Source organism: Paenibacillus puldeungensis, assembly GCF_042678945.1.
In the GTDB taxonomy this organism is placed as follows: Bacteria; Bacillota; Bacilli; order Paenibacillales; family Paenibacillaceae; genus Fontibacillus; species Fontibacillus puldeungensis.
Genome location: NZ_JBHTLM010000005.1, coordinates 207,820 through 220,309, shown reverse-complemented (window position 1 = coordinate 220,309; position 12,490 = coordinate 207,820). Strand labels below are relative to the sequence as shown.

Here is a 12,490-nt window from a genome sequence, read left to right as displayed (position 1 = left end):
ATCGGCGTTAATACTAGCTGCAGTAAGATAGGGGTAAAAAATGGCCCTATTTAGCCCAAATCATCGGATTTCGACTAAATAGGGGAGTTTTGTGTACTTATTTTCGGATGAGTTAGTAAAAAGGCGGTTTTTCCGGTCAAAGCTAGTCAATAGGTACATAAAGTACCCTTATTTTTCTGGAGAGCAGGGAATTTGCTTAAATAGGGCCTAAAATTCCCCTTATTTTCTCCGAGCCACCAGCTTGAATCCAGAAAAATGACAATATATCGTCACTTCTTCGGTTCAAACAGATAGTGACTGATCATATCAACCAATTCCTTTTTCAAATGGGCGGTGTCCAGATCTTGCGATTCAAACACGATTACGTCCACGATGCGGTTAATCACTTCAAAAACGATGATCGAGGCTGCTTTGATATCCGTGACTTGTAGCTCGTCCTTCCACTCCTCCATATACGATGCGGTCAGCTCTCGGCTGTATTGGATCTGCTTGTCCGAGAATTCCTTGACTTCCGGGTCGGAATGGTACATCACTTCCAGCTCGGCGTGGAACTCCGTGAATACTTCATGAGCGTCAACCAGGCTGTCAATAAAATGGGAAATGAGCTCAACCCTATTGCCTTCCTTCAGCTTCATAGCTCCAAGTGAAGGGATCAGCCGATCATTGAACTCCTGGTGATAAAGCTTCAGCGCATCGAGAAATACCGCCCGTTTATCCACGTAATAGGAATAAAAGCTCCCCGTAGATACACCGGCCAATGCGGCAATTTCCTTAGTATTCGTTTTATGGTAACCCTTTTGCGAAAAAAGCTCCATAGCAGCTTTGAGTATCGATTGTTTTGTTTTGATGCTCCGGCTTTGTCGAGGCCGTCTTACTTTATCTTTACTGTTATCTTCGTCCACTTGAACCGCTCCTTTAATTCGATTGTAAGAAACAATGCTCTAGACGTCAAATGAAATTGAACCAAAGTTCAATTTTATCGTTGACAAAACTGAACTAAAGTTCATATACTTGCAATGTGAACTATGGTTCATATTTAGAGAAAAAGGAAGTGGAGAAGATGAGTATTCGGCTTTATCGTACATTAGCATTTACCGCCGTCATCATTGGCTTCTTTATGGCTTTGCTGGATGCGACGATTGTTAACGTAGCTTTGCCTGAGATTAGTCGGCATTTTGGAGGGGATGTCGGACAGGTCTCCTGGATTATGAATGGATATAATCTCGCCTTCGCGGTGTTTATACTAACGTCCTCGCGGCTCGCTGACCAATTTGGCCGGAAAAAAGTGTTCCTGATTGGGCTGTTCCTATTCACGATGACCTCACTGTTAGCCGGATTTGCTACGTCTATGGAGGTCCTGATCGCCCTAAGAATCTGCCAAGGCCTAGCAGGGGCCATTATTGTACCGGTCACCGTACCGCTGGCCACCGAGCTGTTTCCGAAGGAGATGCACGGAACGATCATCGGCGCATGGGGAGCGATATCGGGCCTTGCTGCTGCCAGCGGACCTGCGCTGGGCGGCATTTTAACGGAACAGTTAAATTGGCAATGGATTTTTTTCGTAAATGTCCCACTGGGCATCATCAGCATTGTGCTAACGTTGTTCCTCATTAAGGAATCGTACGATCCGACATCCGGTAAAAAGATCGATTATGCCGGAACGGTCACCATTACCGGAGCCATGTTCTGCTTCACCTATGCGCTAATCAAAGCGAACGATTACGGATGGGGATCGCCTGCGATTATGCTGCTTCTGGCTGGAGGCGTAGTGCTTAGCCTTGTATTCTTCCTGGTGGAGCGGCGGGGCAAAGAGCCTATGCTGCCCTTGTCCTTGCTAAAAATCAAACCGTTTAGCGGAGCGGCGCTGACCTTGTTTGTCATTGGCGCAGGACTTACGACGATGTCTTTTCTAACCTCATTTTACTTGACTCGCATTCTTGGCATGACCGAGCTCAAAGCGGGGCTCATTCTTTCCGTATTTGCGCTGTCCTCCATGGTCACTTCGGTCATCTCGGGGCCGTTGTCCAATAAATTCGGAGCCCGCTGGTTCGCCGCGGGGGGTATCGCTCTTTTTATAACAGCGAATTTCTGGCTTAGCCGCTTAACTGCAGGATCAACTACGATGGATGTTATTCCGAAACTAGCATTGGCCGGTTTGGCACTCGGAATGACGATGGCTCCGGTTATGGCTTCGACGATTCGCAATGTGCCGGAAGAGAAGGTCGGGATTTCCTCAGGGATCGTCAACATGACGAAGGCGCTGGGTAGTGTGCTTGGCGTAGCTATCATCGTTACGGTGCTGCAAACGCAAATCACGGGGCAAATGGATCGGGCTCGTGAGGATATGGCGAAAACCATTCAGACAAACGCGGTGCTAACATCTTCGGTTAAACATCAGCTCGTCACGATGACGGAAAAGATGAACACCAAATCGTCATCGCTCTCATCGGCATCCTCAGATGGCTTGATGAAGCAAGTCTCGGCCACGATGGCGAAGGAGACGCAGCTCGCGTTGTCGAAGCTGCCTAAAGCCCAGCAGGCCCAAGCAAAAGCCGCTATGGATCGACAAACGGCGGAGATTCGCCGAATCCTGCCCGGAATCGTCACCGATTATCGGGATGCAGCTGCCCGTTCTTTTAGCCATACATTCGTGTTCTCCTGCTGGCTGCTTCTTATCGGGATTCCACTGGCATTGTTCAGCGACCGCCGCTATATCAAGAAGTCGGCGCTCCCGGTATCATCGGTCCCCGTGGAAACGGACTAAGCACTTATCATCTCAAAATAGATGAAACAGTTATAAAATCTAGTAAATTTTATTTCTTTCAAGGGATTTTCCTACAGGTTATGAGGTTGAATTCTCCTTCTGCCGTCCATACTGGAAATAGAGAGACTAGCATCCGACAACAATTCGGTGATAGGCAGAAGGAGGAAGATTTCATGAAATGGATCGGCTGGTTATTGAGGCTTTGCGCGACTATACTGGCTGTAAGTCTGCTGACTGTACTGACGACAGGATATGTCGTGAATTCGTATATTCAATCTTTATTGGGCAGTTATAACATTCCTGTACCCGAATCAAGCCCTAGCATCGGTGATATGATGAAAGGAATGCTTGGTTTTGGGGGAAAGGGAGTGAAGGATTCACCTGTTCCGGGAAAGGATGTCAATTCCGCACAGCATGATGCCAATGCCAACAAGACAGCGGACAGTACGCCCGGATCCGAAAATGTCGGCAAGCATGATTCCCAAGGGATTGTAGGCGGTGGATCAGGTGGAACGGATTCGGCGAACACGGGGGGAGCAACCCAAGAGGGCGGCTCCGGCAAAAAGAACGGCACGGACGAGCCGGTCCCGGAAGACGCAGTTCCGGCTATGGGCGGACTGTCTTCGCAGGATGCGGCATCTGGTCAAGAAGCGCAAGGGCAGGACCAGCAAGTTATTGTTACGCCTGACGATTTAGCGGCCAAGAAGGATGGGTTGCCGGATAAGGACAAAGAGGAGGTATTCTCTATTCTAATGTCCAAGCTCCCACAGGCGGAAATGCAAACGTTAACTGAAGCACTCGAGGGAGGCCTGACGGAGGCGGAAATGATTAACATTGAGCAAATTTTATCCAAATATTTGGATAAATCTGAGTATGCCAAAGTCATGGGGATTTTAAAAAAATAAGGTGAAAATGTCAGAAATTATGCCTATGTTAGCGGTGTCATTCACAGATTTGTAAAAGGGTCCGTAAAGCCTGGTAGCACAATAGTTAGCTCTAGCTCGCGCTCAGCGCGGGCTATTTGAGCGTCTTCACAAAGTTGAAATCCGCCATTGGGCTGTGTTAAAGTAAACAATGGCGACAAAAGGTTAAAATTTTGAAACCTTTTTTAGTCGAAAAGAGTCGATGGAAAAGGAGATCAGTATGAGAGGTTTCACGGGGAAACATAGGCAGCTGTGGCGCGAAGACTCCTCTAAAGCGGAGAAAAAACATGGCAGCCCGGAAAACGATCTAGAGATGTCCAAGCAGGAAACGAAGGGCAAAGGCAATTGGAGCTTGGTCTACACTACGAAATCCCGCAAGATCGCCTTAGCTGCGATCGCAGCCGTACTGCTTGCCGGTTCTGCCTATTTGGGCGGGCAGCAATATATAAAAGCGAACACGGTGCCCTACTACCGGGTATACGTGGGTGGGAAGGAAATTGGCACGATTGCCAGCGAAGCACAACTACAGGCTCTTTATAAACGTAAAGAGCAGGAATATAGAGAGAAGTACCCGCAGATGGAGATGGCTCTGCATACGGAGGTCATTACCACAAAACAGGAGCGGGCATACAAAGCTGAAGTTCATTCGGACGAAACGCTTAACGAGCTTTACGGAATGCTAACCGGGTACGCGAAGGGCGTGGAGCTCCGGGTTAACGGTAAGGTTGTAGCCATCGTCAAAGACAAGGCGACGGCGGAAGCCGTTCTGAAGCAGGTGAAAGGTAAATACATACCGAAGACCGCACAGAGCTTGGCAGCCAAGGTAAAAAAGACGGGTGGAGTTCAGACGGCGCAAGCGAAACCGAAGGGGCCGAGTACCGTCCTCGAGTCCGCACAGTTTGCTGAGAATATTTCCAAAGTTGACGTGAAAGCCGATCCGAACAAGGTGATGACCACTGATGAAGCCGTGAAGAAGATTTTGCGCGGAGATGAGGAAGCCATTTCGTATGAAGTGCAGGAAGGCGATACGATCTCTTCCATCGCGTCCCGCTTTGATGTCACCCAGAAGGAGCTGTTCCATAACAATCCCGAGGTGAAGGAACTGAGTATGCAAATCGGCACGGTCCTGAATATTAAAGCGATGCAGCCTTCCATTACGGTGAAAACTGTCGAAAGAACGTCCGAAACGCTTCTGATGGAGCCAGAGGTTATTATCCGCAAGAGCGAAAGCATGAAGGCGGGTAAATCTAAGGTGATCTCACTGGGCGCAGCGGGGCTTAAGACGATGTTATATCGTGTTACCAAGGAAAATGGTCAAGTCATCGATGAAGAATGGCTCGGCCAGGAGGTTGTCAAGAAAGCCGCTCCGAAGATTGTCCTGAGGGGGACGAAGGTGATTTTAGGCGAGGGCAGCGGACAGTTCGCGTGGCCGGTAGCCAGTGCGAGAATGACCAGCAGCTATGGTGAGCGCTGGGGCCGGACGCATAAGGGCGTGGATCTCGTTTCCTCCAATCGAAGCATATTGGCCGCTGATGATGGGGTAGTTATCTTTACCGGAGAGAAGACCGGGTATGGAAACTGTATCATCATTAATCATAAAAACGGATACGAAACCCTTTACGGGCATTTGAGCAAAATTAGCGTCAAGAAGGGGCAGGTCGTCGAGAAAGGCACAAAGATCGGCGTCATGGGCAGCACCGGACGTTCTACCGGCACCCATCTGCACTTTGAAATCCATGAGAATGGAAGCCTACAGAACCCGATGAAGTACTTATAAGCTGATATCATGTAAAAAATAGACCTGCTCCTACAGCGTTTTCTGCTCCTTATCGAGCGGCAGACTGCGGGGCAGGTCTTTATTGTTAGTAGAAGGCTCCTCTAAGGCTTGCTCAGATCTGGCGATTCCAGCATCCTTATAGCTAATCTAAATGCATTTCATACAGCTATTTGAACGTCACAACGCTAACGAGGATCAATAAATGCATTTCGTACAACTAAATCAGCCGGTTAGACATACACGCAGCATGCGGGCTGCTTTTAGCTGTATTTTTTACAATTAAAGCTGTCGGAATGCGGATATCGCGTTAATTAGCTGCACTTTTTACATTTAGTTGCTCGTGGTGGAGCGATGTCACCCTTTATCCCTAACCACTGAAAAGGTGCGCGTAGACTGGTGTTAAGGTTGTCTGCCAGAGGGGGGATAGGTGCTGCCAGAGCGCGTACGTTAAAGATCCACTAGGTTTTACCGATCCGCGGGTTCGGCCTTAACCGTTTGCTGGTCCTTTAGCTGATGCTGACCTGACACCACGACCTGTTCGCCGAGCTTTAAGCCTTGCGTCACTTCCTGGTACAAGCCGTTCAGGCGGCCGAGCTGTATGACTCTTTTCGCTACCTTGCCGCCGGTATAGACATACACGTATGTCTCGTTTTCCTCGCGTAGAATCGAGGTAGTCGGGATCGTAAGCACCGTTTGCTCCGCTTCATTGGTCAGCCTTAGCTGCACCTTCGTTCCCGGCTTCAAGGCCCGTTCCGGATTGGCGGCCTGAAGCTCAAGGGTATACGTTCTTTGCTGGGTATCCATCATATCGGAGAAATAAACGATTTTGGCCGTATGCAGCTGATCCGGGCGATCGGCCGCATAAAAAGCTAAGTCTGTTTTGCCTTTTATGAGCTTTGCGTTTTCTTCGGTAATGTTGGCCTTTATCTTCACGGGGTCAATCTGTTGAATTTTCCCGACAGTCCCTTGGGTTACCGTCATTCCGGTTTCGGCCGAGAAATCGGTCAAAATCCCGCTGATCGGGGCGGTGACTTTATAGTTATTCAGCGTGCGCTCAACCTGCTCAATATCGAGCTGCGCGAGCTTAATCTGATCCTTCAGCGGTCGCTGAGCGTCAGGATTGTCCTGGTTGGCAGCATAGCCTGCCTTCCAGTTTTGCTGGGCGGTACGCAGCGCGATCTCGGCCTTCTCTTGTTGCAGCAATACATCGGCGGGGTCCAGCTCAAGCAGCAGCTCGCCTTTTTTGACGTGATCGCCGCGCTTTTTCAAGGCTCTCCGCACGTCGCCGGTGGCTTTAACAAAGACATCCCGCTGTACGGATGAAGTCACCTCGGCTACCGTTTCCTGCGGCTCGGCTATTTTTCTTTTCTCCACCTTGCTGATCTTGACCGACGGTTTCTGCTCCACGGTTTGCGTCTGCGGTTTCTCCGCCGCCGGTTCTGTGCACCCGGTTAGACTAGCTGCGATCAATGCAAATACGGTGCAGCTCAGTGTTAGTTTTATCCAAACTCTTCGTTTCATTGCTCCACGACTCCTTCCCTGTTGTCATCGAGGTTTTTAGGGGGCTGTTTTCTATGCAGCAGTCTCGACATTCGGCTCTTGAACGCTTCGATCATCTCATAGACGACCGGTACGACGACCAGCGTCAATATCGTTGAGGAGACCAGGCCGCCGATGACTACGACCGCCATCCCTTTGGAAATGATCGCTCCGCCTTCGGTTAGTCCAAGCGCAAGCGGCAGCATGGCGACCATCGTTACGACCGCTGTCATCATGATCGGGCGAAGCCGAAGCATCCCCGCTTCAACAAGCGCGTGGCTGACGGTGTATCCCTCTTCGCGGAGCTGCTGCGTTCGGTCGATGAGCAGAATCGCATTGGTGACGACGATCCCGATCAGCATCATGAAGCCGATCAGAGAGGTAATGCTGAGTGATTCCCCGCTGACGAGCAAACCGATTAGTCCGCCGATTACCGCAAGCGGCAGTGAGAAAAGAATAGCAAATGGAGCGCTGATGTTGCCGAAAGAGATAACCATGATCAGGTAGACGATAAATACCGCAGCCGCCATGGCGACGTACAGCTGCGAGAAACTGCTGCCGATCTCTTCGTTGATGCCGCCGACTTCGCGGGACACCCCATCTGGCAGCTCGATCTGGTCAAGGGCTTGTGCAACCTGCATACTGACGCCGCCTTTATCCTGACTATCGATCTTTGCGGTGAGGGTCAAGACTTGCTCCTGGTCGTCGCGGTCGATGCTGGAAGCAGCATCAACCTTGTTCAGCTTGGCGATTTCCTTCAAGTAGACGATTTTGCCATCCGTCGCTTGAAAAGGGATATCCCCGAGCTTGGTTAAAGAGTCTACTCCGGTCTTGTCCAGTTCCAGCGTCGTTTTGTAAATCGTATTGTCGAGCTTCAGATCGCCGATAGGGTCCTTCATCAGCCAACCGGCTACAGTTTGCTGGACGACCTGTGCATTCAGTCCATACTGCCAGGCCTTGGTTTGATCGACCTCGATCTCAAGCTCCTTCTTGGCATCGCTCAGCGTATCTTTGATTTCTCGGAGCTGCGGGAACTCTTTCAAGCGTTCCTTCATCTGTACGGAGGCTTCCTTCAGCTGCTGGAGATCGTCTCCTTTCAGCGAGTATTTGAAATCGGGCGTACCGGTCGATCCGCCCTCCAGCGTTCGGACATCCAGCTCCGATCCACCCGGGAGCTCGGCGAGCAGCCGGTTTTTATACTGATCGCGGATCTGCTTCACATCGCTGCCTTCGCTGACCTCCGTGAAGATTTGCGCTCTATAGGGTGTCGGCTCCTTGGAGTCTTCCGAATAACCGACCAACGCTTCAATGAACGTGAACTGGTTTCCTCCGCTGGAATTTTTGGCGGTGCGAAGAATGTCCTCCAAGTCTTTGACCTTGGCATCCATCGTGTCCAGAGAAGTTTCGTACGGCATTTGCACGACATAGTAAAACTGGCGGGGAGGTTCTTCCTCCGGTACCAACGTGATCGACAGAAATGGGACGGTACCGACGATGGACATGATGAATAAGCCTCCGGCGGCAAGCAGGGTTATGATGCGATGATGCAGCGTCCACTCCATAACCCGGCGGTAGCGACCTGCCAAGCGGCTGGACTCGGCTTCCGCAGGTTTGATTTTGCCCCCTCGCAGTACGAGCAGCTTCGCCAGCATCGGAATGACGGTGAGCGCAACGAGCAGGGAAGCGAGCATCGCGCAAGCCAGCGTGATGGCAAACGGGCGGAAAAGCTGTCCGGCAATGCCGCTGACCATGCCGAGCGGGGCGAACACGCCGACGGTAGTGAGGGTGGAGGACGTAATCGCGGCCGAAACCTCGCGGGTGGCCAGCTTAATGACGGACTCGCCGCGCTCCTGCGCCTTTTGAAGGTGCGAGTAAATGTTTTCGATGACGACGATACTGTCGTCCACGACTCGCCCGATCGCTATGAACATGCCGCCGAGCGTCAAAATGTTCAGCGAGATGCCCAGGTAATTCATCACGAGCAGCGTGATGAGAATCGAAAGCGGAATCGAAATAAGGACGATCAGCGTCATTCGCATGTTCCGAAGAAACAGCAGTATCGTAAGCGCCGCGAGCAGCGCTCCGGTAAGGCCCTCATGAAGCATGCCCGAAATGGAGGTACTGACTTGAACCGAGGTGTCATAGACCGTTTTAAAGCTGATATTCGGTATTTGTTCCTGCCATTTATGAATCAGGGCTTCAACTTTACCTGAAAAATCCACGGCATTGGCTCCGCTCGTTTTATACAGCTGAATGCCGATTGCCGGTTTCCCGTCCAGACGAGCGACGAAGCCCGATTCGGAAATCGATTCGATCTTGCCAAGCTGGTTCAACCGGACCCGGTTCCCCTGCGCGGTCAGCAGGTCGAGATTTTCCAGGGAGTACAGGCTGTTGGTGCCGCTCTTGACTCTCGCCATCAGCGAGTTGCCGTCCAGTTCGACGGCACCTGCCGGTAAGGAGGTGATGCTCTGGCGGAGCTGGCTGGATACTTGCCCGGGCGAAAGCCCGAACGTATTCAGCTTCCCGGCATCCAGCTTAATGCTGAGCGTCGTCTTACGCGCACCGATTTCGTCCATATGGTCGAAGCTGGGGATCGATTGCAGTCCCGGCTTGATTTCGCTCGCGAACTTTTGGTCAAGTTCGGTTTGGCTCATTCCGTTCGTGGCTGAAAGGGCAAAATAATAGGCTGGTGTGGAGGCGAAACCGATCGTTGCAACCTTGGGCACCCCGGCCGAGGCGGGAAGGTCGACCTCCTTGAGCAGGCTGTCGATGTCGAGCTTCTTCTTCTCGGGATCGGAGCCTTCCCTCAGGTTGACGATAATCGTGGCGAAATTGTCGCTTGAGGTGGAGGTGATGGACGTGACTCCATCCACACCCGCGATTTTTTGCTCCAGCGGCTTAGTCACCTGTTCCATGACATCACTCGGCGACCCCGGATACTGGGCCGTAATGAACACGATGGGGACGGAGATGTCCGGCATGACTTCGGTTTTCAGGTTCCCAGCCGCATACAGGCCCCCGCCGAACAGCATGATGATCATGATGATCAGGGCGCCTGTATTTTTCATCGAAAAGCTGGTCAATTTGTTCATGGCAATCCTCCTATCTGAAGGAGAGACTACCGAATAAATGTGAACTCAATATGAATGTATAAGAGGGAGCTTACGGCTTGAAGCTGTGATAGGGGAGGGTTACGGTGATTTCCGTCCCGCGGCCGACCTCGCTGCAAATCGCGATATTCCCATGGTGCAGGTCGACAATTCTTTTGACGATGGCCAGGCCTAATCCGTTTCCGCCCTGTATTCGGCTGCGGGATCGGTCGGCTTTATAAAATCTTTCAAAGATATGGCTCTGATCCTCAGCGGAAATGCCGATTCCCGTATCCTGGAACTTTACGACCACGTGATCCACCTCCTGGTGAATCGAAATCGTGATTTGGCCGCCGTCAGGTGTAAAGCGAATGCTGTTTCCAAGCAGATTGGTCCAGACTTGACCGAGCTGGTCGCGATCACCGGTTATTTTTACGATGGGGAGCTGCAAATCAACGATCAGGCTCTTTGCCGACCACTGCGGCTCAAATGCGACGGCCGTCTGCCTGATTTGCTCGTCGATCCGGAACGTTTCGGGATGGAAGGGATGATGCTCCGACTCCAGCGATGCCAGCTTTAGCAGGTTATCGCTCATTCTGGACATACGCTCGCTCTCCGCAATGATGATATCGAGGTACCGCTCCCGATCTTTAGGGTCCACAGCCCCGTCTTCCTTCAGCGCTCTGGCGAACCCACGGATAGACGTTAGCGGAGATTGGATCTCATGCGACACATTGGACACAAAGTCTTGGCGCATCTGCTCGATTTGCTGGAGCTGCTGCCTCATTTCATCAAAGCTTCTCACCAGCACTCCCAGTTCATCTTTGCGGCGCACTTTCAAGTTGGCATTGAAATCCCCTTTGGCCATGCGCCGGGTCGCTTCCGTCATTTTACGCAGCGGAGAGATGAGGAAGGCAGCCTCGACGATAAAAAACAGGCTTCCCCCGACCATAACGATCCCGATCATCGTGAGGATAATGCTCTCCGTCGGATACATCGGCTCATTGGACGAGTTGGGCTGGAGGAACAGGGCATAGGTATGCCCCTGATGTTTGAAGCTTAACCCGGCGAACACATCGCCATGACCCAGGCTACCATGAATGACCTCTCCCTTCAGTGCCCGTCTGATCCTTTCCTCATCTATTGAGGCTATCGGTTTGGCTCCATACGTTTCCAGGTTCAGGTTCTCATCGTAAATTTCCACGCTGACGGTATCGATCAAATCTTTGATATCGCTCATGACCAAGGCCCGGTCGTTGAAGCCGGTTCGCTCCATAACCCGGATCAGGCTTTGCCCCAGGGTGACCAGGTACTTCTCGGTTTGCTCCTGTACGGACTTCTCGTATATGTATCCGGTAATCATCGCGGAGGCAACCAAGCTCACAATAATGGCAGCGAGGAACATCAGGACGATTCGCACATAGAGCGACTTGATCATGCGGTCACCACCAGCCGGTAGCCCAGACCATAGACGGTTTCGATGCGAAAAGAGGGCAGCGTGCCGGCCTTAGCGGCGAAGCGCTCCCGGAGCCGCTTGATATGTACGTCGACCGTGCGGTCGTCCCCCTCGTAATCCGGTCCCCAAATTTGCTCGATCAGCTGCTCGCGGGTAAAAATTTGTCCCGGATAGCTGCCGAGCTTAAACAAGAGCTCAAATTCCTTGGGAGGAATCGTGAGCTCCTCCACATCGTGGACCACCTTAAAGGTGCTGCGGTTTAGCGTCACGTTCCCGAGCCGAATGCTCTGGGAGGAGGCGATTCTGTAGCGCTTGAGCAGCGCTTTGACGCGAACGACCAGTTCGATCGGCTCGAACGGCTTGACGAGATAGTCATCTGTCCCCAGGTTAAAGCCTTTCACCTTTTGCCCGGTTTCGCCCTTGGCCGTCACCATCAGGAGGGGCGTATCCGGGTACAATTGCCGCAGCTCACGGCACAAATCCCACCCGTCCATCACCGGCATCATGATGTCGAGCACGACCAAATCGACCGCTTTGCGCTCCATCCATTCCAGTGCGGCGGCGCCGTGATCGGCCTGAATCGTCTCAAAGCCTTCCTTGGACAAATATAAACAAATCAGTTCACGAATATTAGGATCATCGTCTACGATCAGCATCGTGGTCATAGGCTGGAGTTCCTCCTTTAGTAGTCTCGCAAAATAACATAGTCGCACATGCTTTTTTAAAGCTATCCAGCTCATCATACATAGATTAACAGCAAACCCCAAACCCATCCAACATTTTCCCTCGGGTCCAATCAAAATCGGCATAATCTATAGCTCTCCCACCTTACCTCCATTTCCCTGTACCTGAGCCTGCGGGTATTGTTACCCATCGATAGATGACCCGGCTTCAGGTATGATAAGATAGAGAAAGATAGGCCAAGGCGGAATAGTTGGGGTG

Annotated in this window: 8 protein-coding genes; 3 read left to right on the top strand and 5 right to left on the bottom strand. The window is 51.5% G+C overall.

The genetic code is table 11. From position 1 onward, the window contains the following. Nucleotides 1-269: 269 nt before the first annotated feature. Nucleotides 270-902, bottom strand: coding sequence for a TetR/AcrR family transcriptional regulator (locus ACFQ3W_RS09575; RefSeq protein ID WP_379318996.1), 633 nt, complete (start codon nucleotides 900-902; stop codon nucleotides 270-272). Between the two features lie 158 nt (nucleotides 903-1,060). On the opposite strand from ACFQ3W_RS09575, the gene ACFQ3W_RS09570 reads away from it, so the two are divergent. From ACFQ3W_RS09570 to ACFQ3W_RS09560, 3 genes are all read left to right on the top strand, one after another. After that, the gene (locus ACFQ3W_RS09570) at nucleotides 1,061-2,764 is read left to right on the top strand and encodes an MFS transporter (protein WP_379318995.1); all 1,704 of its coding nucleotides are present in this window, start codon (nucleotides 1,061-1,063) and stop codon (nucleotides 2,762-2,764) included. A 173-nt stretch (nucleotides 2,765-2,937) separates the two neighbouring features. Further along, the gene (locus tag ACFQ3W_RS09565) at nucleotides 2,938-3,669 is read left to right on the top strand and encodes a hypothetical protein (RefSeq protein ID WP_379318994.1); all 732 of its coding nucleotides are present in this window, start codon (nucleotides 2,938-2,940) and stop codon (nucleotides 3,667-3,669) included. Between the two features lie 238 nt (nucleotides 3,670-3,907). Continuing rightward, nucleotides 3,908-5,464, top strand: a complete 1,557-nt coding sequence (locus ACFQ3W_RS09560) for a peptidoglycan DD-metalloendopeptidase family protein (RefSeq protein WP_379318993.1) — start codon at nucleotides 3,908-3,910, stop codon at nucleotides 5,462-5,464. A gap of 465 nt (nucleotides 5,465-5,929) precedes the next feature. Here ACFQ3W_RS09560 and ACFQ3W_RS09555 read toward each other — a convergent pair whose 3' ends face one another. The 4 genes from ACFQ3W_RS09555 to ACFQ3W_RS09540 form a co-directional block, all read right to left on the bottom strand. Continuing rightward, on the bottom strand, nucleotides 5,930-6,985 hold the full coding sequence (locus tag ACFQ3W_RS09555; RefSeq protein WP_379318992.1) for an efflux RND transporter periplasmic adaptor subunit: 1,056 nt from the start codon (nucleotides 6,983-6,985) through the stop codon (nucleotides 5,930-5,932). Then, nucleotides 6,982-10,095: an efflux RND transporter permease subunit gene (locus ACFQ3W_RS09550; protein WP_379318991.1), complete on the bottom strand. Its 3,114-nt coding sequence runs from the start codon at nucleotides 10,093-10,095 to the stop codon at nucleotides 6,982-6,984. Before ACFQ3W_RS09550 ends, ACFQ3W_RS09555 begins: the two co-directional genes overlap by 4 nt. Nucleotides 10,096-10,165: 70 nt before the next feature. After that, nucleotides 10,166-11,530 carry a sensor histidine kinase gene (locus ACFQ3W_RS09545; RefSeq protein ID WP_379318990.1) on the bottom strand — a complete coding sequence of 455 codons (1,365 nt, stop codon included), beginning with the start codon at nucleotides 11,528-11,530 and terminating at the stop codon, nucleotides 10,166-10,168. After that, complete coding sequence (locus tag ACFQ3W_RS09540) at nucleotides 11,527-12,213, bottom strand: response regulator transcription factor (protein ID WP_379318989.1); 687 nt, start codon at nucleotides 12,211-12,213, stop codon at nucleotides 11,527-11,529. The genes ACFQ3W_RS09545 and ACFQ3W_RS09540 overlap by 4 nt, the downstream gene beginning before the upstream one ends. Nucleotides 12,214-12,490 lie beyond the last annotated feature (277 nt).

Coding starts and splice junctions, on each gene's coding strand:
- ACFQ3W_RS09555 (WP_379318992.1), bottom strand. CDS start 6,985: ATGAAACGAAGAGTTTGGATAAAACTAACACTGAGCTGCACCGTATTT.
- ACFQ3W_RS09545 (WP_379318990.1), bottom strand. CDS start 11,530: ATGATCAAGTCGCTCTATGTGCGAATCGTCCTGATGTTCCTCGCTGCC.
- ACFQ3W_RS09560 (WP_379318993.1), top strand. CDS start 3,908: ATGAGAGGTTTCACGGGGAAACATAGGCAGCTGTGGCGCGAAGACTCC.
- ACFQ3W_RS09540 (WP_379318989.1), bottom strand. CDS start 12,213: ATGACCACGATGCTGATCGTAGACGATGATCCTAATATTCGTGAACTG.
- ACFQ3W_RS09550 (WP_379318991.1), bottom strand. CDS start 10,095: ATGAACAAATTGACCAGCTTTTCGATGAAAAATACAGGCGCCCTGATC.
- ACFQ3W_RS09570 (WP_379318995.1), top strand. CDS start 1,061: ATGAGTATTCGGCTTTATCGTACATTAGCATTTACCGCCGTCATCATT.
- ACFQ3W_RS09565 (WP_379318994.1), top strand. CDS start 2,938: ATGAAATGGATCGGCTGGTTATTGAGGCTTTGCGCGACTATACTGGCT.